The 26958-nt window shown below is 41.6% G+C and carries 22 protein-coding genes and 1 pseudogene; 9 read left to right on the top strand and 14 right to left on the bottom strand.

The window, feature by feature from the left end; genetic code table 11:
• Nucleotides 1–12: 12 nt before the first annotated feature.
• On the bottom strand, nucleotides 13–1848 hold the full coding sequence (gene sppA / locus V7K53_RS30260; protein ID WP_335194346.1) for a signal peptide peptidase SppA: 1836 nt from the start codon (nucleotides 1846–1848) through the stop codon (nucleotides 13–15).
• A 126-nt stretch (nucleotides 1849–1974) separates the two neighbouring features.
• On the bottom strand, nucleotides 1975–3024 hold the full coding sequence (gene fni, locus V7K53_RS30255) for a type 2 isopentenyl-diphosphate Delta-isomerase (protein WP_335201179.1): 1050 nt from the start codon (nucleotides 3022–3024) through the stop codon (nucleotides 1975–1977).
• Nucleotides 3025–3177: 153 nt separating this feature from the next.
• Between fni and V7K53_RS30250 the strand changes: the two genes are divergently transcribed.
• Both V7K53_RS30250 and V7K53_RS30245 read left to right on the top strand, forming a co-directional pair.
• On the top strand, nucleotides 3178–3765 hold the full coding sequence (locus V7K53_RS30250; RefSeq protein ID WP_335201177.1) for a Uma2 family endonuclease: 588 nt from the start codon (nucleotides 3178–3180) through the stop codon (nucleotides 3763–3765).
• Nucleotides 3766–3913: 148 nt separating this feature from the next.
• Nucleotides 3914–4090, top strand: coding sequence for a hypothetical protein (locus tag V7K53_RS30245; protein WP_335201176.1), 177 nt, complete (start codon nucleotides 3914–3916; stop codon nucleotides 4088–4090).
• 113 nt (nucleotides 4091–4203) lie between these two features.
• Here the strand turns inward: V7K53_RS30245 and V7K53_RS30240 are convergent, their stop codons facing one another.
• The 3 genes from V7K53_RS30240 to V7K53_RS30230 all read right to left on the bottom strand — a co-directional run bounded on the left by V7K53_RS30240 (nucleotide 4204) and on the right by V7K53_RS30230 (nucleotide 6683).
• Entirely contained in the window at nucleotides 4204–5055 is an 852-nt protein-coding gene (locus V7K53_RS30240) for an abortive infection family protein (protein ID WP_335201175.1), read from the bottom strand.
• A 387-nt stretch (nucleotides 5056–5442) separates the two neighbouring features.
• A complete protein-coding gene (locus tag V7K53_RS30235; RefSeq protein ID WP_335201173.1) occupies nucleotides 5443–5835 on the bottom strand; it encodes a hypothetical protein in 393 nt (130 codons plus the stop codon).
• Between the two features lie 593 nt (nucleotides 5836–6428).
• A complete protein-coding gene (locus V7K53_RS30230; protein WP_335201172.1) occupies nucleotides 6429–6683 on the bottom strand; it encodes a hypothetical protein in 255 nt (84 codons plus the stop codon).
• A gap of 143 nt (nucleotides 6684–6826) precedes the next feature.
• On the opposite strand from V7K53_RS30230, the gene V7K53_RS30225 reads away from it, so the two are divergent.
• The gene (locus V7K53_RS30225; protein ID WP_335201171.1) at nucleotides 6827–9889 is read left to right on the top strand and encodes an NACHT domain-containing protein; all 3063 of its coding nucleotides are present in this window, start codon (nucleotides 6827–6829) and stop codon (nucleotides 9887–9889) included.
• Nucleotides 9890–9928: 39 nt separating this feature from the next.
• On the opposite strand, the gene V7K53_RS30220 is transcribed toward V7K53_RS30225, so the two are convergent.
• From V7K53_RS30220 to V7K53_RS30210, 3 genes are read right to left on the bottom strand one after another with little or no spacing between them, the layout of a single operon-like run.
• On the bottom strand, nucleotides 9929–10102 hold the full coding sequence (locus tag V7K53_RS30220) for a hypothetical protein (RefSeq protein WP_335201170.1): 174 nt from the start codon (nucleotides 10100–10102) through the stop codon (nucleotides 9929–9931).
• Nucleotides 10099–10254, bottom strand: coding sequence for a type II toxin-antitoxin system RelE family toxin (locus tag V7K53_RS30215; RefSeq protein ID WP_335201168.1), 156 nt, complete (start codon nucleotides 10252–10254; stop codon nucleotides 10099–10101). The genes V7K53_RS30220 and V7K53_RS30215 overlap by 4 nt, the downstream gene beginning before the upstream one ends.
• Nucleotides 10247–10525, bottom strand: a complete 279-nt coding sequence (locus V7K53_RS30210) for a hypothetical protein (RefSeq protein ID WP_335201167.1) — start codon at nucleotides 10523–10525, stop codon at nucleotides 10247–10249. The genes V7K53_RS30215 and V7K53_RS30210 overlap by 8 nt, the downstream gene beginning before the upstream one ends.
• A 19-nt stretch (nucleotides 10526–10544) precedes the next feature.
• On the opposite strand from V7K53_RS30210, the gene V7K53_RS30205 reads away from it, so the two are divergent.
• Nucleotides 10545–10793, top strand: coding sequence for a hypothetical protein (locus tag V7K53_RS30205; RefSeq protein ID WP_335201166.1), 249 nt, complete (start codon nucleotides 10545–10547; stop codon nucleotides 10791–10793).
• A 23-nt stretch (nucleotides 10794–10816) separates the two neighbouring features.
• Nucleotides 10817–11446: a transposase gene (locus V7K53_RS30200; protein ID WP_335201165.1), complete on the top strand. Its 630-nt coding sequence runs from the start codon at nucleotides 10817–10819 to the stop codon at nucleotides 11444–11446.
• Between the two features lie 51 nt (nucleotides 11447–11497).
• On the opposite strand, the gene V7K53_RS30195 is transcribed toward V7K53_RS30200, so the two are convergent.
• Complete coding sequence (locus V7K53_RS30195) at nucleotides 11498–13012, bottom strand: phenylacetate--CoA ligase family protein (protein ID WP_335201164.1); 1515 nt, start codon at nucleotides 13010–13012, stop codon at nucleotides 11498–11500.
• Nucleotides 13013–13147: 135 nt separating this feature from the next.
• Here V7K53_RS30195 and V7K53_RS30190 point away from each other — a divergent pair, with 135 nt between their 5' ends.
• From V7K53_RS30190 to V7K53_RS30180, 3 genes are all read left to right on the top strand, one after another.
• Nucleotides 13148–14839 (top strand): serine/threonine-protein kinase, encoded by a 1692-nt coding sequence (locus V7K53_RS30190; RefSeq protein WP_335201163.1) that lies wholly within the window; start codon nucleotides 13148–13150, stop codon nucleotides 14837–14839.
• Nucleotides 14840–14927: 88 nt separating this feature from the next.
• Nucleotides 14928–17114, top strand: coding sequence for a serine/threonine-protein kinase (locus V7K53_RS30185; RefSeq protein ID WP_335201162.1), 2187 nt, complete (start codon nucleotides 14928–14930; stop codon nucleotides 17112–17114).
• Between the two features lie 883 nt (nucleotides 17115–17997).
• The gene (locus tag V7K53_RS30180) at nucleotides 17998–18933 is read left to right on the top strand and encodes a DVUA0089 family protein (RefSeq protein WP_335201161.1); all 936 of its coding nucleotides are present in this window, start codon (nucleotides 17998–18000) and stop codon (nucleotides 18931–18933) included.
• Between the two features lie 7 nt (nucleotides 18934–18940).
• Here the strand turns inward: V7K53_RS30180 and V7K53_RS30175 are convergent.
• Both V7K53_RS30175 and V7K53_RS30170 read right to left on the bottom strand, forming a co-directional pair.
• Nucleotides 18941–19066: pseudogene (locus V7K53_RS30175) on the bottom strand (NUDIX hydrolase N-terminal domain-containing protein); the annotation flags it as partial.
• A gap of 87 nt (nucleotides 19067–19153) precedes the next feature.
• Nucleotides 19154–20356, bottom strand: coding sequence for a phosphoglycerate kinase (locus V7K53_RS30170; RefSeq protein ID WP_193948422.1), 1203 nt, complete (start codon nucleotides 20354–20356; stop codon nucleotides 19154–19156).
• A gap of 89 nt (nucleotides 20357–20445) precedes the next feature.
• On the opposite strand from V7K53_RS30170, the gene V7K53_RS30165 reads away from it, so the two are divergent.
• A complete protein-coding gene (locus V7K53_RS30165) occupies nucleotides 20446–20856 on the top strand; it encodes a universal stress protein (RefSeq protein WP_335201221.1) in 411 nt (136 codons plus the stop codon).
• Nucleotides 20857–21024: 168 nt separating this feature from the next.
• On the opposite strand, the gene V7K53_RS30160 is transcribed toward V7K53_RS30165, so the two are convergent.
• The 3 genes from V7K53_RS30160 to V7K53_RS30150 all read right to left on the bottom strand — a co-directional run bounded on the left by V7K53_RS30160 (nucleotide 21025) and on the right by V7K53_RS30150 (nucleotide 26945).
• The gene (locus tag V7K53_RS30160; RefSeq protein ID WP_335201160.1) at nucleotides 21025–23565 is read right to left on the bottom strand and encodes a CPBP family glutamic-type intramembrane protease; all 2541 of its coding nucleotides are present in this window, start codon (nucleotides 23563–23565) and stop codon (nucleotides 21025–21027) included.
• 493 nt (nucleotides 23566–24058) lie between these two features.
• Nucleotides 24059–25402: a calcium-binding protein gene (locus V7K53_RS30155; protein ID WP_335201159.1), complete on the bottom strand. Its 1344-nt coding sequence runs from the start codon at nucleotides 25400–25402 to the stop codon at nucleotides 24059–24061.
• An 832-nt stretch (nucleotides 25403–26234) separates the two neighbouring features.
• Nucleotides 26235–26945 carry a GDYXXLXY domain-containing protein gene (locus tag V7K53_RS30150; RefSeq protein WP_335201158.1) on the bottom strand — a complete coding sequence of 237 codons (711 nt, stop codon included), beginning with the start codon at nucleotides 26943–26945 and terminating at the stop codon, nucleotides 26235–26237.
• Between the last annotated feature and the right edge of the window lie 13 nt (nucleotides 26946–26958).

Below are 26958 nucleotides of genomic sequence, written 5' to 3'. Positions count from 1 at the left end.
CCCTACAAAAAATTACTCAATCTTCAAGTTAAAAGGCAAACGGGCGTAAACTCCTTGCGGATCGTTCATCTTTTGCAGAATCTCTACTTCCTGTTGTAATTTCTGAAATTCAGCGGTGAGGGGATTGGCTGATTTGAGTTGCGCCCCCTCAATTCCGAAAGCAGTCCGCGCCTCTTCTGTTGCACGCCCAAAAAAGCGTTCTCCGAAGCTGCTAGTGCGAGGATATTCTTGCACTTCCCAGTCTTCTCCTAGTTTCGCCTCCTTGGCAGTGTATGCGATCGCAGTATTCAAACCACCAATTTCATCCACCAAACCAATTTCTTTGGCCGCTTCACCCGACCAAACCCTTCCTTGGGCAATTTCTGCTACTTTTTGTTCTGGGAGTTTCCGACCTTGAGAAACTTTATTCAGAAACATATTATAAATTCGGTTAACACTGCGCTGATAAATTTCCAACTCTTGAGGCGATTTCGGACGCGAAACTGTTTGACTATCAGCATAGCGTGCGGTTTTCACTGAATCCCAAGTAATACCATTATTACTGGCCAGCTTTTCTCCATTGAATAAGAGTCCAAACACCCCTATAGAACCTGTAATGGTATTTGGTTCTGCAAAAATGCGATTAGAGTCGCTAGCAATCCAATAACCACCAGAGGCGGCGACATCACCCATTGACACTACAACTGGTTTTACCTCACGAGTTAGTTTCACTTCTCGCTGCATGACTTCGGCTGCGGTAGCACTACCACCAGGACTATTAATTCGTAATACAACAGCCTTCACATCTTTATCTTGTCGCAGCTTGTTGAAGATTTTCGCAAAGCGATCGCCTCCTACTTGCCCATCTTCTCCTTTACCATCGACAATCTCGCCCTCAGCATAAACAACGGCAATTTGATTTTTGGAGTTACGTTCTACACCCAAAGATTTACCAGAAACTTGTGCGTAGCTATTCAGGCTAATTTGTCGGAATGTTTTGTCTTCTTTATCGCTATTTGTCAACTTTTTCAAGTCAGCGACAACTTCATCGGGGTATTGTACTAAATCGACTAAACCGTTAGTTTTAGCTTGTGTGGCTTCTAGTAAAGACTGATTATCTGCGATCGCTTGCAACTTGTTGGGTTCAATTTTCCGACTTGCGCCTATAGCAGTACGCCACTCTCCCCAAACATCATCCAACAATTTCTGAGTTTGTTCGCGGTTTTCTGGACTTAACTTGTTGAGAATAAATGGTTCAACGGCTCCTTTAAATTTGCCGACTCGCACAACTTGAACGCCAATGCCATACTTCTGTAATGCTCCCGCTAAGAACATTGGTTGTGAACTCAAACCGTTGACTTCCATCATTCCTAGAGGATTAAGGACAATGGAATCTGCCACTGAACTAACGTAATATTCCTTTTCACTCCAATCACTGCCATAGGCGACAATCTTTTTCCCCGCAGCGCGAAACTCCTCTAGCGCTTTCCGAATTTCTTTTAGAGAGGCATAACCGACGTTACCAGCTTGGCTAGCATTTGTTGCATCTATATAGATCCCGACAATGCGCGGATCGCGCCGCGCCTTTTCCAAAGTTTCCACAACTTTGCGGAGTGCCATTCTATCTTCATCCACACCTGATATTGTGTTTTGAAACAGTTGCCCTGAACTAGGCTCGCCATCAGTAATTTTCATTGACAAGTCAAAAACCAACACTGACTTATTTTTCACATTTGGCCCAGTATCTTTAGACGAGCTAGCAGCCAATATCAGCAAGAACAGTCCAGTGGTTCCCAGACCAGCGAAAATAATTAGTCCTAGTAAAGTGCCAACTAAACTAGCAAAAGTTTGTTTGATAAAATTACGCATTAGTTATTAGTCATTGGGCATTGGGCATGGGGCATGGGGCATTGGGCATTGGGCATTGGGCATTTATAAATGACAAAGGACAAATGACTAATGACTAATGACCTATTTACCTATTTACCTATTTACCTATTCTATGCGCTGTAAACTGCCAGAGTGCTTTAACTGATACAAGGTAGCATTGCCAGTACAAAATAAGACTGTGGTGATTTCAGCGATTAATACCTCAGCGAGTTCCGCAACTGCTGTCTCTGATATTGCTGCGGCTTGCAAGAAAGGCATTGCTAAACCAGCTATATCTGCTCCCAAAGCGATCGCCGCTGCAACATCCAATCCATGACGCAAACCTCCTGAAGCAATTAAGGGCACATTTGGAGCGATCGCTCTAATAGTTGTAATGCACTCTGCTGTCGGTAAACCCCAATCAGCAAATGTCCTCCCTAAACGACGCTGCAAGGGATTTTCTGCCCGTTCGCTTTCTACTTTTGCCCAAGAAGTACCGCCCGCACCAGCGACATCAATTGCTGCTACCCCAGCGGCGAGAAGTTTCTGTGCGATCGCTGCTGAAATGCCGTTACCAACTTCCTTCGCAATCACTGGTACTGGCAATTTTGAGCATAATATAGAAATCTTGTCAAGCAAACCCCGAAAATTAGTATCACCTTTGGGTTGAATGCACTCTTGTAAAGGGTTAATGTGTAAAATCAAGGCATCAGCTTCTAAAATATCAACTACCCGCAAACATTCATCTAAGCCGTACTTATAGTTAAGTTGCACAGCCCCTAAGTTTGCAAGTAGCAGAACGTCGGGGGCATACTTGCGGACAGCAAAAGTATCAGCCACTTGGGGTTTTTCTACCGCCACTCGCTGGGAACCGACACCCATTGCAATTTTGTAGTGTTGTGCGACTTGAGCCAAACGTTGGTTAATGATTGCGGCTTGTTCTGTTCCGCCAGTCATGGAAGAAATTAACAAGGGTGCGTCAAGGTTTTTTCCCAAGAAAGTTGTACTGATATCAATATCGTCGTGGTTGAGTTCGGGTAAGCAAGAATGGGTGAAACGATAACGTTCCAGTCCATTGGTGATGCGATCGCACTGAACATCTTCTTCTAAGCAGATGCGAATGTGATCGGCTTTGCGATTCTGAGTTTGCGCAGAGATATTGGTAGGGGCGTTCACTGGTGGGTATGGCTAAAAGTATTGGCTTGCGATCGCTATTGTTACATTGTCTGCAACCGTATTTGTATAACAAAAATATTTATTTTCGCTATCTTTCGGGTACGTTACGCTATTGATAACAGAACCATTCCCCCATTTGGTGAGTTAATTAATATGGTTTTACAAACAGAAAAGCGCTACTACACCCCAGAAGAATATTTGGAATTAGAAGAAAAAGCTGAATATAAAAATGAATACAGAGATGGAGAAATTATACCTATGACAGGGGGAACAACCAACCACAACAAAATTGCACTTAATTTTTGTCGCAAGTTTCCCCTGACAGTACAAGGACAAGATTATGAAATTTACATAGGGGATGTGAAATTATCAATCCCCCGTTATCGCCTCTATACTTATCCTGATATTATCGTCATCAAAGGTAAACCTATTTATGAGGGAACAGGTACAACAATTATTACTAATCCCTTATTAATTGTTGAAGTCTTATCAAATTCAACTAAAAATTATGACAAAACAGATAAGTTTAAATATTATCGTTCCATTCCTGGCTTTCAAGAATATATTATGATTGACCAGTATAGTTTTGCTGTAGAACAATTTGCCAAACAAGCAGAAGGTCAATGGATTTTTAAGGAATATGAAGGTGAAGATGCAGTTTTAGTCTTAGATTCTATCGATTTTCAAATTGCCTTGCGTGATATTTACGAGCGAGTTGATTTTGAGTTGATTGAAGAATAAAATTGCGACAACATGGGCATCATTCACTGTGAATGATGCCTACTTGTTGCTCATTATGCCGTCTGTGTAGAAGCCGCTTTTGAGTCTGCGGTGGATTTTAACCGTGTAATGGTAGCTTTGCGAATGCAATCGCTGCCAATGTCAAGGTTTGGGAACCGAGTTACTCAAGAGATTGCTGCAAGTAGGGCGTGATGAACATTTAACGCTAATTAGTGCCAAAATCCTGATTGAAAATTTTGCAATACAAAAACTCTATGAAACATTGGGCTTCTGCCTCTATCCCACTACTGAGACATCAGTTGTGAAAGCAGAAATTATAACTTGACGTGAAGCATAACGAATTCCATTTTTCTTCCAAGCGATAGGGTTACTCGTCAGCTTATAACGTTCTTGGTCGGCGATGGCCGACAACCTTTGCAACACCACAGGCAGCTTCAATCAGTCCGCTGCACTAGGGGTGGTGTTATCTTCCTGCTTTTGCATTTGATACTCCTTCGTTTCAAATAAAAAGTCGCACAGTGTTTTAGCCGAATTAACTGCTAATCTTGCGTGATGCTCCAATGGTTTATACGAAATGACATGAGAATCACTCATCGTATTTCGTAGAGTAGCCAAACCAGAAACTATGCTTGTTAACCCAGAGAGGATTTGCCTCAGACATTCTGCAAGACTTTCTTGCCCTGGAGAAAGATTAAGATGTTTTTGAACCCTTTTATAAAGTTTCGGGAGGTTCCCATCAGACTCCGGTGGATTATGATCAAATTCTTTTTCAATTGCAGACAAAACTGCCTCAACGAGAGATCGTGCGTTAGTAATTGCTCCATCAAAATCGCCTTCAGCAAGTTTCTTGTCACATTTTTTGATTTGCTCATCGATAAAAATGTGTGTTATCTCAACCGAATTTTCATAAGGATGTGACAACTCGATTTGAGAACGGCCTAATTTATAAACTTCCCATTTCTTTCCCGCAGGACGTAATTCATAATTATCAAATTCGAGAAATTGGTTGAGATGTTCAATTGCAACATTAATATCGAGTTCCTTTCCAAGAAAATGACGAGGATCAAGAGCCGAAACCAAGATGTCTTTCATGGTTGGCATATCATTGAATTCACGTAACTTCTCCTCCGCATAATACCAACGTGAAGGAAAACCATTACCGTATGTATCCTCCGAACCAAATTGATTAAAAAATGAAACCAGTTGTAGACCAGTTCGATAAGGTGAACGCTTTCCATCACCTGTAATAACAGAGCCAAGAGCTGATATTGTTTGTTCCGATAATTTCACACTTCAACCAACCTTTATTACCCGACTAACAATTCTAAAGTACTTCCCCCACCAAAGACTAAGCCACCTAACTATTTAGTATACGGAAAGTTTTCATACAATCTTTTTCATAATAAGCGCCATTTTAAAGACATGGAAAGCGCAGAAATTGAAGCATTGATGCGATCGCCAGTCATTTAGTTTCGGGTAAGGCATACACGCAAGCTCCCAAGTAAAGCATTTGATCGCGCTATTTATTATAGTGTATGGTGTGCAATTTATTGTTAGATAACAAGGAAACAAGCAGCAATCGCATCCTGTTTGCTGGTGAGCTAACTACTAAGGTGTGATCGTGCGATCCCCAAACATGGGCATCATTCACAGTGAATGATGCCTACTTGTTGCTCATTACGCCGTCTGTGTAGCAGCCGCTTTTGAGTCTGCGGTCGATTTTAACCGAGTGATAGTGGCTTTACGAATGCGATCGCTCTTGCGTACCCCGCCTATCATCTCGTATTCCCGGCTATCTTTGCCATACTTCAACACTACACCACTAACCAAGCGCTCTGAAGTTTCCCGAATGGTCTTTTCAAGGGTTTCTATTTGTTCCTTTGCTGAGTCAATGGCAGTTAGCATCATATTATACTGGTCAATCTGGTTGCGGAGTTGCCCGGTTAACTCGGTTAAATGGTTTAAGCTGATCGAATCACCAAAGTCGAGGCTGGAATTAATCGATTTAAATCCGATTACTCTCTGTTCGGTTTTTTCTAGCACGGTAGAGCTTCTTTTTTGGCGTGGCATCAATGCACTCTTTTTACTAAACTTATCTTTCTAGAGTGTCTCAATGGAGCAATGTAGTGGTTCAGTAAAGCTTGCAAAAAAACGTGTTTTTTGCAATAAGATTGGAATGCTAGCTCAGTGATTACACAACAATAAACTTGTATTCTGAACGAATAAGCTCGTGTTCTGGACGAATAAGCTCGTGTTCTGGATGAATAAGCTCGTGTTCTGGACAAATAAGCTCGTGATTCTGGACAAATAAGCTCGTGTTCTGGACAAATAAGCTCGTGTTCTGGACGAATAAGCTCGTGTTCTGGACGAATAAGCTCGTGTTCTGGACGAACGAGAGAGACGCGATAAATCGCCGTCTCTACAAGGCGTTTTTGTTATCTAGTCATCTATTATAATTTTTATGAAAAAACCCGATCTCAACCTTGTAGAGACGCGATTCATCGCGTCTTCATGCCACGATTCATCGCGTCTTGAACCAAAGATGTGTTGCAATCATTAATTAAATTGTTATTAGATTTTTTCACGCAATTAAACCGGATTTTTATATAAATCAACCAATATAGCCACAGCCCCTCTTAGCTTGCAGAGAGGGGCTTGTGATATTATTGAGCCTCAGATCGGCGATGTTTGGGTAACAAGCTTTTTTTCTGCTTTTCTTGCAAACTGCTGGCTTGTTTCAGGACTGGGATACACTGGTTAATCATCCAGATTAAAACCTCAATTGTTGAGTCTCCTTGCTGAAGGCGGTTTTCGGCATTTACGCCAATTAGCATTGTTTGCAGAATTAGCAACACTGTAATGATTTGGCGATAAAGCTTTTGACGTGTGTTTTGGGTTTGCTTGCGTTGAGTTTTCATTTACTTGCCTCACCTAGATTACAAATCGAGGTTAAGGTTGGGATTAATTGACAAGTAAATTTCCCAAGCGTTGATTAAAAGCCGTTTAGAATCTACATAAGGTGCTTGGGAAAGATGTCTGGCTTGGGAAAGCACAGAACTTTTTGGAAAATTTTTTTCTTTTCGATGACGGTACTTACATGGAGCGGAAGGGGCGGAATCTTAGCTACGATGCTGGTAAAAAACAAGCAAAGATATTGCTGTCTGCTTTGCTGTCGTTTGTGGAAAATTTGGAAGAATCAAAAGACTGTAAAGCCGATTGGCAAGCGGGTACTGAGTTATGGGTAACGCACTCTACATTAGAAGGACTGGCAGAACTGACGAAGAATTATAACGACAGCCTAGACACTGAAGCAATTAGGAATGCGCTTAACTGTCTGATAAGTCTGAAAATTATTAAGGATAAACGCGGACAAACCAACGCCAAAACTAGAACAAACTCAAAAGTTTGGCTTTTCGCGCTCAAGTTTCCCAGCATCGATAAAAAAGAAAACCTCAATTGGTTGTTTAAGCAAGGCGGGGAATGGGATAAATGCCGAGAAGCTCAAAAAAACAACTCTGCTAAAGTTCCCAAGACTCCGAAAGAAAAATCTCAGGGTGTTGACTGGCAAGAAATCTGCAACGCTATGCTGGAAAAGCACAAGCGTCTCACCACAAATGAGTTGCTGTTTGCTGATGATGAGATGAAATTTGAGCTAGAGGCAATTCATGTCCCTTTAGCATTGGTGGAACGTAAAAAACCGCAGAAGTACAGCGAGGATATTTCCGCAGAGCAAGGTTCGCAACTTTACGAACCGAGTTATGAAGAGAAGCAGCGATTTGAACATGAGGCTTTTTTAGAGAAAATTATCCGTGATGGTGTTGGTAAAACTCAAGGACACCGCATCGCTTTAATTGGAGAACCGGGTGCGGGAAAAACTACTCAGTTGCAAACTATAGCTTTTTGGATATTAAACAACAATCTGGGTTTACCAATTTGGATTTCTTTGGCAGACTTGCAAGGAAAGAGTGTAGAAAATTATCTGCTGCAAGATTGGCTGAAGAATGCTTTAGAAGTGGTGCGTGTAAAAGAAGAACAGGAAAATGCTTTCGCAGATTTATTCAAGAATAATCGTGTGTGGTTGTTGTTGGATGCAGCAGATGAAATGTCTTCACCCCAACCATTAACTGAGATTTCTCAGCAGTTGACGGGATGGGTGAAAAATGCGCGGGTTGTGCTTACTTGTCGGGTGAATGTTTGGGAAGCAAACGCCAACGCTTTAGAAAATTTTGAGACGTATCGGTTACTCAATTTTGAATATCCGCAACAAGTGCGAGAGTTTATTGGGCGTTGGTTTCACAACAAGGATGCAGACAAAGGGGAAAGATTATGGCAGGAATTAGATAAAGCTGAACGTCAGCGCATCCAAGATTTAGTTAAAAATCCTTTGCGGTTAGCGCTGTTGTGTAGCACTTGGCAAGGTTCCGATAAAGGTTTACCGGAAACTAAAGCCGGACTTTATCAGCAGTTTGTGGAAGAGGTTTACAAGTGGAAAGAAAACCGCTTCCCTACCACCGAACAGCAGCAAGAAGAATTAAACGCTGCGCTGGGAAGTTTGGCAAAACGGGCAATCGACCAAGAAACGTCACGGTTTCGGCTACGACATAAGTTTGTGCGTGAGGAATTAGGTGATGCAAAACAGCAAAATTCTTTATTTTGGTTAGTGTTAAAGTTGGGATGGCTAAATGAAGTTGGACTGGCTGCGGAATCACCAAAAGAGAAAGTTTACGCTTTCTACCATCCCACATTTGAGGAATATTTTGCAGCGTTGGCGATCGCAGATTGGCGCGAGTTTTTGAATCATGTTCCCGACAACCCCGCGCAAGGGGTTTATCGCATTTTTGCCCCGCAGTGGAAGGAGTTGATTTTGCTGTGGTTGGGACGTGAGGATGTGGAGAGGAAGGAAAAGGAAGAGTTTATTCAGGCGTTGGTGGAATTTGATGATGGTTTCTGCAAACTTTATTGGTTTCAAGCCTACTTTTTGGCAGCCAATGGTATTGTAGAATTTAGGGATTGTAGTCGTGCTGATGAAATAGTAGCACAGATAGTTCAATGGGCTTTTGGTTGCTTTGATAGTACTAAACAAGGGTGGCAGTCTTTCTTTCCACTTGATAAAAAAGCTCGAACAATAATTCGAGATACTGACCGCAGTAAAGTTGTTATTGAACTTACTAAATTGTTGCATTTATGTCAAGATAAAAAAATTCGCAGACAACTTACTGATAAAAATGGTAATAAATTCGATGAAATAATTCTTGGACAAGTTGCATTAACTTTATTAGATTTTTCTCCTGATAACTTTGAAGCTTGCGAAGTTCTGAAGGAACTAATTAATAATAGCGATGATTACTTTGTTCCACCTTTTTGGTTGAATAAGCTTCAATTTGATGAACAAGTTGAAGCTATAAGACGGCGTGTATTTTCGGATTCACGACCTATTGAGGTATCCTCTGAGACACTTGAAGAAGAGAATCATAGTAGTAGAGAAGAAATAATAGATTTGATTTACTCTCTCAACAATATTGATGATGCTAATCCTCAAAAGGTTGAGACCATGTTGAGATTAGAAAAAATCATTACTGGCAATCCAGAGGCTATTGCTCCCATTATTGATGTTATTAAGCGATCGCTGCATTCCAACGAAGATTGTGATCGCTACCTTTTGTTTAAGACTCTTAAATATGTCCAGAGAATTGGAAGCGGTAATCTAGAATTAATAAATCTTCTAATATCAATAATCAATAATCATACATATTATGAAAACTATGCAATTAAAGAACATGCTATCTCGGCTTTAACAGCTATTGGTATTGGCAATGAGAATGTATTTAATTTTATTATTAATTTAATAGACAATGATGGTTTAGTTGGATTTGTTAGTCCTGTTGCATGTTTAGGAATAATCCTTAGAGATAATCTATTTTATTTAGCAGTTGCCAAGTTAAGTTGCTACTTACAAGATTCAGTTTGTCAAAATAATCGTGCTTTCTACTTTGATTGCTATTGGACACTCTACTATTGCGCCGAAAATATGATCTATCCAGCTTTTTATCAAGCTTGGCATCAACCAGAGAAAGTGAAAGATGGAGAGAAGGAAAGAAAAATACTTCCTCCAGCCAAAACATAAGCGAAATGTAGAAGCAGTAATCCCTTGTAAAGACGCGATTCATCGCATCTCGTCAGCCTCTTGTAAATCTATCGTGTCCGATCTTTCCGCAATCCAGGGAATGCGATCGCACCTAATAAAACAGATATTGTAAACAGAATGGGAATGCGATCGTTTTTGCGATCGCTGCGATGAATTGATTAAGCGATCGCCTTTACAGTTTATATACCTCACTGCGATGAGCGATCCTTCAGGGCTTTAATGTTGGAGTGCGATCGAGGAGTTTGTTCTAGCTGCTGCAAACATCGGGCAATTTTTTTAGCAAAAGCTTTGTCAGCATTGACATAAACTTCTTGGACATCGGGATGAAGAATAACTTCATACATCAGAGCGAAGAGTTCTCCAGGCGGTGTATTCGGCTTTAGGCGTTGCTTGATTTTGCTTAACTCGCTCTAACAATCCAGGAATTGCCAAAAGTTCTTGGGTTGCAGCTTCGCTTTCAGCATTTGCCAAATAAGCAGCAAAATCAGTCAGCACCTGTAATCGTTCTGGAGATAATTGCTGGAGTAAGTCATTAAGCTGTTGCTGTAACTCTGCGACAGAAATCAAATCTGCTGATGACCCATCATCCATCGGAGAATTATCGGTAGTATTCATTGCCTACTTCAGAATTTCAATGTTTAGTTTTTATTATGCATCAAATTTTCCAAGTGCTTTGGTTATTTTAGGGGAAACTGTGGCAGACGCGATCGCACCTAATAAAACAGACATTGTACACAGAATGGGAATGCGATTGTTTTTGCGATCGCCCCTTGTAGAGACGCGATTCATCGCGTCTTCTTCCTATCCCATCATTTACATAGCGCGAATAATTCCGAGTTTTTTGGGTTGGCAATTACATCAATGCAAAGCAATAATTGCATAAATTTTTGTATCAAAGATGTAATCATGAATAATCATGAGCCTCAACCAGAAAACAAGCAACCCAAATACAAAGGTAAATATCGAGTTGATTCAATCCGTTTGCCAGCATGGAGTTATGCTAGCAATGCCGGATATTTCGTTACTATTTGTACCTACGGTAAAAAATGCTTTTTTGGTGAGATTGTGCAGGGTGAAATGCAGCGATCGCCAATTGGGGAAATTGCTCAGAAATTGTGGTACGAAATTCCTAATCATTTTTCTAATTGCCAGATAGATTCGTTTTGCGTTATGCCTAATCATATTCATGGGATTTTGGTTATTAATCAAACACAAGAAGACGCGATGAATCCACGAACACGGGAAGAAGACGCGATTCATCGCGTCTCTACAAGGGGGGACGAGCAACGGGGTGGGGTTACTGGGTTATTTAATCCGATGTTGTCTAAAAATTCCCTTTCTAAAATTATTAGATGGTACAAAGGACGATGTTCATTTGAAATTAATCAAATATATGAAGGTTTTGGATGGCAAGAAAGGTTTCATGACAACATAATTCGTAATGAATTCGCCCGCGATAAAATTAGACAATATATTATCAATAACCCAATCAATTGGGAATGCGATTGTGAACAACCACCCCATCCCCCCTTGTAGAGACGCGATGAATCGCGTCTTCTTCCTGTGTTTGATTCATCGCGTCGTGTACTATTGACGCGTATAACGATGTTTCACCCCTATAGGAAAATATTCAAAATCACCCATAGGTGCTAATGTAACCTGTGGTGTTTGATATTCTGCGGGAACATAATTAGCAAACTCGCTATTTAAACGTAGCAGTTGTGAAAGAATAGAAAATGCGATCGCTTCTCTTCGATCTTCACTACCCTCTACCCCTACTGCTAATTCCACAACTACAGATAAAAATCGATTTTTGTCAGCATCTTCCTTCACCTGCAATACGAATTTACCCGTCACCCATTCTTGAATTCCTGGTTGTTCTAATCCCACCGTCACATTTTCGGGATAGATATTCGCACCAAAGTAAGAAACTGTAAAATTAGAACGACCGAAGACATACACAAAAGGTAGCTGATGAATACCTCTTGGTAATTCTTGAGTATCAGAACGGAGATTTTCAAGCGGGTTAAATCCCCATTCAGCTAAAAATTGCAACATGGCGTCATAACTAATTATCCCGCCAGTATCTAAAATGTCATAACGTACTAAGGGAATACCGTTATCTCCCGAAAACAGCAATCCGCCATCGTGAACTTCAAAAAAGCGAGTGAAGGGATCGTATTGTACTAGTGTGGGTAAACGCGATTCCCCAAATAAAGCTCTCGCTGCATCGGGATTTATTGCCAAAAAGCGGCGGATACAAATACTTAACGGTGTTTCATTACCCAAAACTCCTGCATCCGCAGTACCGTAGAGTGATGCAAAATCATAGCAAGGATTTCGCGAACCAACTCTTTCGCCAACTAAACTCCGCCATTCTTCACTAAATACTTCTCCCGCCATCACTAATTTAATCTGATATTGCTGCCACTCCACACCACGAGCGATACCAGTATCAATCACATCTTTTAAAAATGGCGGGTATCCCAGTAACACCACTTGTTCAAATGCTGAACCTAATTCTTCGACAACTCGCAAGATTTCTTCTTTGTTGTTACCAGGAGTAATTACAGTGATGAGATAACCTTTGCTAGCAAGATAACGACAGCAATTAGTTGTAAACATTCCACCTACCCAAGTGCCTAAAGTGAAACAAATCACTGCTAGGGTACGTCTGCTATCTGTATAGAAACTATCGTGAAAAATCTGTTCAAAGCGTGTGGCGATTTGGAGTTCATCTGTGAAAAAACGAGGCCAAAATGTCGGTTTACCACTAGAACCTGATGAAGCAGCTATCATGTCGCACTCTTGGAGTTGTCCGTTACGGCACAAGTCAGCTAGAGGATAACGCAGTATATAATTTTGTTTAGCGATCGCTGGTAGTTTTTGAAACTCCTCTAAGGTTTGAATAGTCGCGGGATTAATTTCCCTTTCTGCTAAAAACGCCTTGTAGGCAGGTACATTCGCCGCCACATCGTGAAATAAACTCAAAGCTGCCGAAGTTTGAGTGTTGAGATGCCTTTGCAGTATAGTTTCTAGGGGGGTAGACAAAAAGTCTTCAAATGCTTTAATTACTTGCTGATGTCGTGATTTGCCGTTCATGACGCTTGTTGTTTATCTTGAAGTAGAATCAACACCGTTTAAAATAATTCGTAATTCGTAATTCGTAGAATATCCGAAAATGAGGGTATGCGCGTTGTAGTCATTCAATAAAACCTTAATTTATCCTTCAGCACCATGCAGCTCTATTGCAGTAAACAACACACAAATAATGGTAGTAACCGCTTTTGCACCCATTGTGGTGAACCATTACCTCTTGCTGTGGGACAGGTTGTGGATAATCGCTATCAAATTATCCGTCATCTAGGACAAGGCGGCTTTGGACGCACCTATTTGGCGGAAGATATCAATAAATCCCATCAAACCTGTGTGCTGAAGGAATTTGCACCCCAAGTACAAGAAAATCAAGATTTACAAAAAGCTAAAGAGTTATTTGAGAGAGAAGCGAATGTCCTAAAAAAACTCCAGCATCCACAGATTCCGCGTTTTCACGCCTCGCTACAAGTGAAAATAGGCGCTAAAGATTTTTTCTTTTTAGTGCAAGATTATGTGGATGGTGATAATTACTACCAGTTATTAGAACAGCGTGAAAGTCAAGGAAAAACCTTTAGTGAAGAGGAAGTAATCACCCTTCTACAACAGATTTTACCTGTGTTATCCTACATCCACTCACGAGATGTAATTCACCGGGATATTTCTCCCGATAATCTAATCTGGCGGCGTTCTGATAATTTGCCAGTGCTAATTGATTTTGGTGGTGTCAAACAATTGCCAGCTTCTCAAGGTTTTTGGCGCACCAAGTTGGTTGGAAATAACACTTTGCTGGGTAAAAAAGGTTACGCTCCAGAAGAACAGCTACGGCAGGGAAAGGCATTTTTTAGTAGCGATCTATACTCTTTGGCGGTGACAACATTAGTGTTGCTCACAGGTCAAGAACCACAAAAATTATACGACAGCTATCAGGGAATTTGGGGATGGGGTAAGGAAATCCAAGTTAGCCCCCAACTGGAAACAGTGTTAAAAAAGATGCTGGCTTATCGACCGAGCGATCGCTACCAACGAGCCGAGCAAATTCTTAGAGATTTACCATCGCCAACTGCAACTAAATCTCCAGGTAATTATATTACTACCAAGATTAAAACAATGGTAGTTGCTCCGGGAAGACAACGCGCTAGCGCTGTTATAAGCAGATTTCAGAGGCAAACGCAAGCAATTGCTAAACCAGCATCTTTCCCTGTTTGGATTCGCCCTTTTGTGATGAGTTTAGGGGGGACGGCTTTAGTTGGATTAACTATAGCGGCGGGAAATGCAGCCATTCGGGCCGTCACTTCAATCACTATCCCATCAATTTCATTACCTTCATTACCGCAAATCCCACACTTTCCAACTGGAAAACCAGCCGGCGACAAAGGAAAAAATAGCGACCTCCAGAAAATTATCAGTCGTCGTCAAGAGTTAGAAATTACTGAAGGATTTTTTATTCGCACAGTAGACGATTTATTTTATACAAAAAAACCAGAATTAAAGGGACGTAGCCTGACATCTAAACCTGAAGATGCTGGTTTACGAGATGAATGGTCTGATATCGCCGATAATTTATTGGATAAACTAGAACAGGCTGACCTCAGTACAGCAGCTCGTCGGAAACTGGGGAACTATAGTCAAAAAGATTACGATACATGGAGACAACAAGCACGATCGGGACAGTTTGGGAACTATACAATCGATCAATTGACCAAAGACACCAATGAAAAATTCGATCGCTTGTTTCCCGATCAGCAGCGTAGGAAACTCAATCAACAGACTTTTGGTCAAATTTGGTATGCGATCGCAGCCGAGCAAGTCAGTAAAGTACAATCTGGCAAATAAGGCGACTGGGGACACTTCGACAAGCTCAGTGCATCGCTGGGGAAGAGTAATTAATAACAAATAACAAATGACAAATGACAAATGACAAATGACAAAAATATATTGTTCTAAAGGACATGAAAATTCCCCAGGTAGCCGCTTTTGTCTCCAGTGTGGCGAAAATTTGTTGGATACACCTATGAGTTATAGTATCCAACCAGGAATGACTTTAGGCGATCGCTATGCGATCGTGCGTCAAATTGGCCAAGGTGGCTTCGGACGCACTTATTTAGCTGAAGATGTCAACCGTTTCCGCGAACTTTGCGTTTTAAAAGAATTTTCTCCCCAAGTTCAAACCGCTTACGTTGTCCAAAAAGCTGAAGAACTTTTCGAGAGAGAAGCGAGTGTTCTTTATAAATTGCAACATCCCCAAATTCCCCGCTTCCGAGAACTGCTGCGGCTAAATTTAGGGGGCAAAGAATATCTATTTTTGGTGCAAGATTATGTAGAAGGGGAAACTTACAATTCTTTGTTAAATGCCCGAATAAAACAGAGTTTGCGCTTTACAGAAGTAGAAATACGCCAATTATTCCAGCAAATTTTGCCAGTGTTGGAATACATCCACTCATTAGGAGTAATTCATCGAGATATTTCTCCAGATAATTTAATGCTTCGCACTGTTGACAAACTGCCAGTTTTAATTGATTTTGGCGGTGTCAAACAAGTAGTAGCAACTGTGGCTTCCGAATATTACCAACCCGGTATGGCTGCACCTCCGCCAGCACCAACCTTATTAGGTAAAATCGGATTTGCGCCCCCAGAACAAATGCAAACTGGGTTAGTATCTCCCCACAGCGACTTGTATGCTTTGGCTGCAACAATGTTGGTTTTACTGACAGGGAAACAACCCCAAGAATTAATTGATACCTATACTCTCAGTTGGCAATGGCGACGGGAAGTTAATCTGAGTCAAGATTTGGCACAGGTATTAGATAAAATGCTATCTGCTAGACCAAGCGATCGCTATCAATCAGCCCGTCAAGTACTCCAAGCCCTCAACTCACCCCCAGCGAACTATCCGCCAACTCAATATCCCACTCCACCACAACCCACATCCGCCACCGTCGCCGTCTCCCCACCTCCTCCATCTTCTCCAACCCCTCCATATCCCTCATATCCCTCATCTTCCCCCTCTTCCCCCTCTTCCTCTTGGTGGACACCAACAAAAACCTTCATTGTGGCGGCGCTAGTTGTTGGTAGTGTGGGATTAATTTGGTGGGGATTGAATGGCAGACGAGATGTCGGGCAAGTCGACCCTAATCCTACAGCCAGCCCTATTCCAACTAGCGAACAACCAACCGATCCTTTAGCGCAATATTCGCCAGCAGAACGAGAACGCAAAGAAAGATTAAGCGATCGCCGTCAACAATTGGGTATTGACTCTAACTTCTACGTGAACTTGGTAAATCAAGTTTTTTGGGACAGAAATCCCAGTTTACGGGGACGCACTCTCAGCAATGGCCCTGAAGATGAGAGTTTGCGCGCAGAGTGGGATAAAACAGCCTCGGAATTACTAGAAAAGCTTGCACCACTGAGTAATAATGCACGCCAAAAACTAGGAACTTATACAACTGCTGAACGCGATCGCTGGAAAGTGGCAGTCAACAAAATCAACGTTGGTAGTCGTTCTTTGTATGATTTGGGAGATACTGCATTCTTACGTGTATTTCCTGAGCAGCGTGGTAAAAGTTTTCAAGGCCAGCCCATTGGACAAGTTTGGTACGGATTTGTTAGCGATCGACTCAGTGCAATCCTTGACGGTAGCGCTTTCCAGAAACTTGTCTTCGATCCTGGGGCTACTGGCAAAACAGTCAGCAGTACTCTCCAACCTGGTGGTGGTAAAGTATTCATCGCTGGACTTGCGAAAGACCAATCTCTGGACTTGAAGCTAGAAGCAAATTCCCAAGTCTTATTATCAGTCTATTCACCCTCTGGCAAAATTAGATTTTTAGAAGATTCTACCAAGCGTAGTTTGTCAACTAAATTACCAGAAAATGGATTTTATGAGTTTGTTGTAGTTTCCACAGCAACGAAACCAGTAGATTATCAACTCACTATTACAGCGGAAAATCCCACCGCTCCCCCATTACCAATACCAACGCCCACGGAAACATCCACGCCTACACCAACTCCCACGCCCACGCCCACGCCAACTCCTACACCAACTCCTACACCAACTCCCACAGAAACCGCCACTCCTACACCGACACCAACGCAGGAGACAACGCCTCAGTAGAGAGTCGTCCTCTGCGTCTATCTGGAGTGGAGTGTCTCTACGTGAATTGAAGAAGAATGGAGAATTCAGCAATCTTTGAGTGAGGGATTCAGACCCGCCACTCAATTGTTGCACCACCAAATCGTAGATTTGGTGGGGGTCTTAAACCCATCTATTCAGCGTTCGATTGAGCGCTCACGCCGAAGTCCGCTAGTCGCACAGAATTCATGCTGTTAGCGGTAGCGGGGCGTTTAGCCCATTCTGACTTCTGACTCCTGAATTCTGTTTCGATAAAATTTATGGGAAGCATCCCAATACAAGCAAAAATACACAGGACTGGCACAAAAACCTAATTTTCCGATCCCAAATAACTATATAAAATCTGATGTTGAAATTTAACTTAACAACGATACCACCTTAAAATCTCGCAACGTTCACCAAAAAGAACAGTAGTTTTAAACAATATTTAATTAAGTTTTACACCTATTTTTTCATGTCTTAATCAATCGCATTTATTGCCTTTTTAAGATTTGTTAAAGATATTGATGTAACCTTGTACTTCATGATATGCATGTAAGTACAACGTGGGTTCAAAAAGATTAAAAAAAAGAACCAAAATATTTCAGCTAATTACTTTACCATTTGGGTAATCATCAATTAAGGAATTTTCAGGAAATTGATTATCTAATTTTGTGGAGTAAGCGTCTCGTTCGCCCACAACCAAAGATGGGCTTTTCGGGTCAGCCTACAACAAATAGTTGGATATTTTTTTCTTTAGAAGTTCCTAACCAAATAATTAATGTTTTCTAACTTAGAGATTACTTAAATGGCAAGTAATCTACAATGAATAGTTCTTTGACTGAGGCTGAACTTACGTATTAGTGAGAAACTCAGGAGAGATAATATGGCATTTAAATTCGGCACTCCAGGTTCTGAAACGATAAATGGGACTCCGGCAAATGACACGCTAGACGGTGGTTTCGGCAATGATATCCTCAATGGTGGCAACGGCGATGATAGTCTACAAGGCGGACCCGGCAATGACGTACTCAATGGCGGGTCTGGAAACGATATCCTCATCGGTGTTTGGCCTGGTAGTCCGCTTCCACCTGGATTAGGGGAAACCGATCAGTTGGCTGGCGGGGCTGGGGTAGATAGATTTATCCTGGGCGACGCTGAAAATGTTTTCTACGACGATACCAACAATACAAGTCCTGGTTTTGGGGACTTGGCTACTATTATTGACTTCGACTCTAGCCAAGATCGAATTGAACTCAAAGGACCTCCACAGGACTACCGCCTGCAAGTTGCTGGAAGCAGCACACGAATATTCTTAGACAAACCGACAGGAGAGCAAGATGAGATCATAGGTGTTGTGCAAGGGAGAAAAAATCTCAGACTTGATAGTGATGACTTCTTGTTCTATGAGCGGGAAAATGCTGGAGAAGGTACAAACAACACACTGGGCAGCGCTGAAGGGTTAGGTTCCTTATCATCAGGCTCAAACGTTAATCTTTCAGCCCAGTTAACAACAGTTCAACCGGGGGATAATCCTGATTTCGACTTTTTTACATTTTCTTTAGCAAATCCAGGAACTGTCACTATCAGGACAGTGACATCGGGAGATACGGTTCTCGGACTGTTTAACGGTGCTGGGAAGTTAGTGACCAGTAACGACGATGGTGGCGGTGGCAATTCGTCATTAATCACCAGTTCTCTGGGTGCAGGTACGTACTCCATCTCAGTGAGTGACTTTGCTTTCTTGCCTCAAGATGGCGGAAGTTTCTCTGGTAGCGGCTTTAACCCTCTTTCTTATACGTTACAAGTCAGTTTGGCATAAGAACATTGATTTCCGTGGCGATCGCTCGTAATTGTTTGTAACGTTCTATATCATAGACACCCTCAGAATAAGTCAAACCATTTTGAGCGATCGCTTGTAACTTCTGTGCCCATTCCAGCCATTTGGTTTCCACAGTTTTTTCTCTTATCTACAGTAGAGGCGCACATCTGTGCGCCCCTAACGATGGTTTAATTAACTGAAAATTGCTGTAACGTCTGTATTAAGCATCATCTAAAGCTGCAATTCCAGGCAACACCTTGCCTTCAAGTAACTCCAAGCTAGCGCCGCCGCCGGTGGAGATGTGGCTCATTTGGTCGGCTAAACCAACTTTTTCCACAGCCGCTACTGAGTCACCACCGCCGATAATGGTAGTTGTGCCAGTTTTGCCAATTTCAGCGAGAGTATGAGCGATCGCTTCCGTACCTGCTGCAAACTTATCAAACTCAAACACACCCATTGGCCCGTTCCAAATTACCGTTTTGGTGTCTGCAAGAGCTTCTTGGAAAAATTTCACCGAGTCTGGCCCAATATCCAAACCCATCCAACCATCGGGGATGTTTTCAATGCTAACGGTTTGAGAATTGGCATCTGGGGCAAAGTTATCTGCCAATACCACATCTGTGGGAAGCAATAAAGCAACGCCACGTTCTTTAGCCTTAGCTTCCAAAGATTTCGCTAGTTCCAGCTTGTCTTCTTCCACCAACGACTTACCAACATTCAAACCACGGGCTTTGTAGAAGGTGAAGATCATCCCACCGCCAATGATCAGCTTGTCGCACTTCTCCAGCAGTGTTTCAATTACGCCAATTTTGCTAGAAACTTTGGAACCGCCAATAATTGCCGCTAAAGGACGTTGGGGATTTTCAATGGCGTTTTGCAGATATTGCAATTCCTTCTCAACCAAATATCCAGCCACAGAAGGGCTGAGGAATTTAGTCACACCTTCAGTAGAAGCATGGGCGCGGTGTGCTGTACCAAAAGCATCATTTACATAAAAATCAGCATTAGCTGCCAATTTTTTCGCAAATTCTGGGTCGTTTTTCTCTTCTTCTTTGTAAAAACGGACATTTTCGAGTAACAGCACTTGGCCATTTTGCAATGCGCCAACTTTAGCTGCAACTTCATCACCAATGGAATCATCAGTTTTAATGACTTCTTGCCCCAGTAACTCAGACAGACGCTTGGCAACGGGAGTTAGGCGTAATTTGTCATCCACACCCTTGGGACGGCCAAAATGGCTGGCGAGAATGACCTTAGCTCCCTTCTGCGTCAAATCTTGGATGGTTGGTAGAGCGGCGCGAATGCGAGTATCGTCAGTAATGTTGCCTTGGTCGTCCACAGGCACATTAAAGTCAACCCGCACTAAGGCACGTTTCCCAGAGATATCAGCCGAAGATAAACTTGCTAAACTTTTTTTGGACACACCAAACTCTCCTGATTGCCTTTTTGTTATTGTTTTGAAAGTAGAACCATCAAGATTTTACCGGAGTCAGGGGTACCCAAGTGACAGATATATTTAAGACGGTATTATTTCCTATCGATCAAAGCCGGGAAACGCGGGAAGCTGCTGATGTTGTCACCAACGTAGTCAAAAAGTACGGCAGTCGCTTGGTGCTGCTGTCTGTGGTCGAAGAACCACCTCCAGACGCGCCTAGCGCCGACGATCCGATGGTGTCACCAGAGGTAGTTGCGAAACTGCTGGAAAATGCCCAATCTTTATTTTCTGGGCAAGGAATTCAATCTGAAACCTTAGAAAGGAAAGGCAAACCAGCTTTTACGATCTGCGATGTCGCTGATGAAATTGGGGCAGATTTAATTATCATGGGCTGTCGGGGGCTAGGCTTGACTGAAGAGGGAGCGGATGATAGCGTTACCACTCGCGTAATTAACCTTTCCCCTTGCCCAGTGTTGATTGTGCCTTAGCAGTGTGTTGCTTAATACTAGTTGTAGTGCGATCGCTAATAAAAAGTTCTGCGGTTGCTATAAAAAGGGGGCTGAGGAAGGTTGTCCTAGATTTATTGGTGCTAAATAAAGGCATCAAATTTTAGCCTTAACCAAGCATTATTCTCCTACATCCTGCCCCCTGCCTCCTTAAACCTTAGCGTTCTGAATTTTTTGATTATTATCTAATTTTCTGATTCCTCCAAAAACAATTAACCAAACTACTACAACGATCCAGTGAATTAAAACAATCGCAAATAAAGATCCTGTTAGGGTATATGCAACAGTACATATAATTCCTAAAAATGCAGCTAAAGCCAGAAAAACAGGATTATAAAATGTGGGAATTCCAGCTTTAAAAAATGTTTTAGCATTCAATGGATGATACAAAATAAATAATAATAAACTCACTATTGCCCAGAAAGCCCATTGGAACCAATTGATGATTTCGCTAGGATGAGGAAGCAAAAAAACGCGAAACAAAAGTTCTTCAATAATTGCAGGTAAAAATAAACAACGCAATATTAACAAGCATTTATCAATCCAACTTGCAGACCAAATTCTTATCTCTAAAAATCCAAACTTCCAACCATAAGGTAGAGCAAGAATACTATAAATTATCAGCAGTACAACAACAACTAACCAATCTTTGAACCTCGGAAATACTAAGGACGCTAAAGTGCGATTTAAAAGAATTGAAAGTAGTGAAATATTTGTAAAAGGAATCTTGATTTGCCCTAAAAGTACTGTTGGGGCAATGGGTGTAATATTAGATTCCCAACCACCGACTTGATTGGTTCGCAATACTTGCATAGTTGCACCATGTTTTAAAAATATTGCAGCAAGGTCGTCGTGTGCAAGTCTAGGCATGATTGTTCGCCATGTTGTCAAACCAGCCCAAATACTACGATCTTGAAATGGTTGCGTCGTTTTTCCTATGCCCGTACCTGCGAGTATACCTGCTTGACTTTGCCAATCAGCGCGAACTATACCCAAGGGTGCTAATTGTTGTTCTAAAGATTGACCTAATTTAACTAGCTGCTGAAAGCGTAATGTTTGCGGGTGATTGGGGTTGGCGCGTATCCAAGTTTGAATTTGAGGAGTTGTAGTAACTTGGTTTTTAATTGCCAGTATTGCCGCATAAAGTGCTTGGCTTGCGTCTTGGATGCATGAGGTAGCAGGTGATACCATTGCGCCACCAGTTCCATCACCAACTCGATAACGTGCCATTGTTACCTGTAATTGTTGCTGAAATTGTTCTAAAGGCGAAAGTTTGACACCATCAAAATCATAATCCTGCGTTACAGGGTCGAATTTAATTAGAATATCTGATACTGGACGTGTTGCTAGCCAGCCACGTTGTAAATTCCCCATATAATCAGCCCATGTATGCGTTCCGGCAATAATTCCATCGGGGTTATGGGCATAAATTTGGTGGTATTTAGTCTCGAAGCGTAATTCCTTAGTAAACTCGTCGCGGACAACTTCTGCAATTCCAAAAGCGAAATGTCCGGTGATAGTATAAGGTACTCCCAATGGTTCAGCTTTACGTCCGCCAATTCCACCAAATAGGTGTAGGACAATAGCTTTATTGCCTTCTTGCCATGTTGATATAGATTGATTAAGTGAATTTTGTATTTCTCCAGGTGTTAATAATACAGTATTGAATTTACCTTTATTTTTCTCAGTATTTTGCCAATTTACCTCTTGGATGTAATTTAGACCTAATTCCTTACCAGTAATAATTTGACGGGGTTGAATTTGCAACAGAGAACGAGGTGCAAGTGCGCGTACCGTAAATACGCTCTTTGCATCGGCAGCGCCATAAATATACCACCCATCTTCACCCGCAGGCGATCGCTCGATTTGCTGCGAACTTGAAGGAGCAAAATTTCGCGAATCTATTACTTGTTGGGGAATGCGAATAGTTTCTTCAATACCATCAAAGTTATTTGAATTAGGATTATAATGCTGTACCAAAAAATAATCGTTATATTGCTTTTCCTTTAAAAATAAACTAGTTTTATATTGAGATTTAATCGGTTTAATTATTTTTACCAACCCATAAAATCTACCAGTTGCCAAAACAGGTTCGCGTTCAATTTGCAAAATAGATTTTTCTTGACTAGCATCAATGATTGTAGTTGAATCTAAAACAACAATTGTTTCATCATCAGGATTTGCACCAGCCAAAGAGCGTAAAATGCCTACATGACGAACTCCATTTAGTCGAAAAGGATGAATATTTCCTTGTTTCCGACTTTCAATCACTTCAGGAGTAAAGTTCACATCTCGCGTTACGCTTCGTTCTAAAGCAAACAATTTTTTATTATTTTTCCACTCCAAACGCACAATATTCCCTACCAATTCTTGTGCGTTGGGTGGTGCATATTGCACTTCCATCAATACCCAATCCAAACCATCTTGTAATTGCTGTTTTGTAGGTAAAATTAACCTTCCTACCCAATCGCTAATAGGTTTATAAAGGTTTGTAGATGGAATTTTTGAAATAGGGTAAAAACTAGATTGATTAAAGTTTTGTTGAATATGGCTCGCGTAATTACTTTCTTGTTGTACTAACTGGGTTTGACTTGGGAAGAGTTGCCACACTGCAATTACTACTACGATCGCTAGCAGTAAAAATCTCGTAAATAGTAGCCTTGCTTTTTGACTCAATCCACCAAAAATCATATATTACCAGTAAGTTTTAGTTGCCGATCATCTTACTATAAATACACTGTTTTGAGTCTCTGCTGTAATCCAGGGCTATTTTATTTCATTCTAAATGTAGGCGATATATAAGATATCTGGTGAAATTAAATATGCTTTACCTAGAACCTTTTTAGAGACATAATAATGCTATGTCTCTATATTCTTTTTCACTAAATATCTAATAAAAGATTGCTATTTACTCGTAACAGTCTTCAAGCTCTAGGAACACCGTGACTAGAGGATAGTTGCTCTTGTAAAATCACGTAGATGTTACTTTCTTCAGGCAATCTTTTGCCCCCCGCCTTAAAATCCGTAGCTTTATGCAAAATAAAAATGCTGTATTTTAGCCATGAGCGTAGTCGTAAAAAGCAGAGGTCTAAAGTAACGAGAATAAGACTTCTGTGTAGCTATAGGTTTTTTGTTCTAGATGCCTCTCCCTAGCTTTTTCAATCAGGTAATTACCAAACACAGTTTACAGTGGAGCAGTGCCAAAAAAGACGATTTCCTCAACATTCAAGACATTAAGGGTGAACTCATCACGTTTAATGGTGTAATTATTGGAGCTGCCTAGAATGGTGTAATCAGTTTTTAAATCAGACAGAATTAGTTTGTCCCATCCCGATCCACCATCAATCTTGGCATTACCGTAACCAACATCAAATGTGTCGGCTCCACATCCACCCTTAATCAAGACATTGGCGATCGCGCCCCCTTGGTTTGAAACGGCTTTACCGCTATCATCAATTCGACGGGCTTTGAAGTAATCGTTACCGTTTCCGCCATCAATAGTGCCACCTTGGATGCCAATGCTGCTACCATACCCAGTAAGGGTATCATCTCCTGCCCCTCCACAGATAATGCCATTAGTATTAACAATACCTATGCCTTTACTAATGCCAGTACCGATAAGGGTATCCTTGCCATCGCCTAAACTGATGCTGCCACTGTTAACAATGCCTGTACCTACACCGGGTTCATAATCCCCAAAAGGGGTATCGTAGCTCCCTCCACCACCGGTGCCTGTGCCAGAGATGAAGTCGTTTCCCTGCCCTACATCGATCGTGCTACCCTTACTGTTGGAGATGCCTATACCGTTACCCGAAGGGCTATCTCTAGAGGGCGCTGGTAACGCATTACCGCCCTTACCGATACCAGTAATAGAATCGTTTCCTTTCCCTCCACTAATAACGCTACCATCACTGTTGAAGATGCCTGTACCATCTCCTCCAATATAACTAGTTCCAGTTCCGGAGATGGAATCCTTCCCTTCTCCTCCATTAACATCGCTGCCACCACTGTTGAAGATTCCTATACCAGCACCTCCAAATTCTCCATTTCCAGTTCCCTTGATAGAGTCGTCCCCTTTTCCTCCATCAATGTGGCTATCCTGAGTATTATTGATGCCTGAAGCAAAGTCTCTTCCAAAATCGTTGCTTCTGTTTCCGGTTCCGGAGATCAAATCTTTTCCGTCTCCTCCATTAATGTAGCCGCCTTGAGTGTTAGAGATACCTGTACCAGGTTCAGAGCCTCGATACTGGAAACCGCCAGTGCCTGTGCCAGAGACACTATCATCTCCTTTCCCTGCATTGATGATGCCACTGTTAACAATGCCTGTGCCTGTGCCTATGCCCTCACTGGTGGATTCTCCACCAGTGGCACTACCCTTGATAGTGTCGTTACCTCCTCTAGTATCAATGACTCCGTTTTTTAGAACCTCAATTCCAATTGCTGGGGATGCATTATCCTCTTGACCCACCACTAGATCCAAAGCAGAGGTGCCTATGATCGGGGGAAAAGAAACAATTAGTCTGGGCATAATATAACTTTCCTCAATTGAGTGTGATAGAGTTTTAACCCCTGACAGTCTTGCTCTTTCAATAAGAATTCTTTAAGTCAGAATTCACAGAGAACTCTGAGATCGGGCTTTCTTCGATCAGAAGTTCATAGAGTCAGAACTAGAAAGTTTCAGACTTGACAAGTATTGATTAACGAATTCTCTGTCGTGATTCTAACGACCTCTACGGGTGTTAATGACGAGAAATAATGTGTTATTCGACACTTGAAAATAGTAAGCAGCTTATAAGCTGATAGTACTTACATAGCGGAAATTTACTTAGATTTATCTCATCTCATACCAATCTTTGCATAATCTTCATGTTTTTTGCTTAAAAATGTATATGAGAGTACTGTTTTTATCTATCCTTTATATTTTCATCTCACCGTTCGCGTAATAACCCAATTTGCGGGTTATAAAATTCTGGATGCTTTGTAACCCTCGGTTCAAGCAATTGCACATGACAAGTTGAAAATTGTTTCAGTGCAACCGTAACTTATAATCAACTCAATACTAAAAGTGTTAAGTTGTCTTCGAGTACTAAAATTAACTTATTAAATAAATATTTTTGGGAGAGCGAAAGCCTTACGAAAGCCAGTCTAAAAGTTTGATTTTTCGCCTTGCAATGCACCCTCTATACATTACTACAATTACCTTAACCTCTCACAAATTGTGCTAAATCGTGGCATCAACATTTACTTGTCTGTTTGTCATTTATAAATAAAAATGACAAACAGAAAATTCTGAGCGCCGGAAGTCATTGCTCAGAATTGTGAAGACAAACCTTGCATCTTTACACACTTTGCCTAACAGCTTAAAAGCGATAGTTGCGATCGCGCACCCACATACTAAGTGGCACTGCCTTTCCTTGTGGATCTACTTTCGCCTTGACCACAATAGGTGGTACTTGTCCTCTGCGGGCGCGTTGGGCTTGTAAGTCGTTCCGAATCTGCTGCCGTTGGTTTTCTGGGATGTAATATGTTTCTAAACCATAGTTAACGGAACCATCCTGATAAACACCTTTTAAGGCTACTTGGTTAGCTCTTAGAGTTGTGGGGCGATCGCTACTTACTCGTAACGGTCTCCAAGCTCTCGGAACACCGCGCCCAGAAGATAATTGCTCTTGCAAAGTCACGTAGATATTAGTTCCTTCAGGCAATCTTCTGCCACTTCCACGACCTTTGCTGACTAATGTTTGCCAACCAGGTAATCTGCTCAAATTTGAGGTACGGGAGATGTTGTAATCTAAGGCTAAGGTGTTACCTTCGATCGCATTGTTAGGGTCTACAGGTACGGTTTGCAAAATCACCGTCTTACCTGTTACGTCTGTATAAACTGCTTGGGCTGGTACTGCCATAATTAGCCCTGTTTGCAGCGCCAGGGGAGCAAGTAACCGCCAAAAAGGCAAGGGCTTATTCGATTTTTGTTCAGTAGCAATTAAGTAATCCCGAAAAGTCACCTTACTGGAAAATTCGGCTTCAGGAGACAAGGGTTTATTCTTAGATTCAGAAGAAGTATTATTCATGAGCGTAGTCCTA

It is taken from the genome of Nostoc sp., from assembly GCF_036917355.1.
In the GTDB taxonomy this organism is placed as follows: domain Bacteria; phylum Cyanobacteriota; class Cyanobacteriia; order Cyanobacteriales; family Nostocaceae; genus Nostoc.
This window is presented reverse-complemented; position numbering and strand designations above follow the sequence as displayed.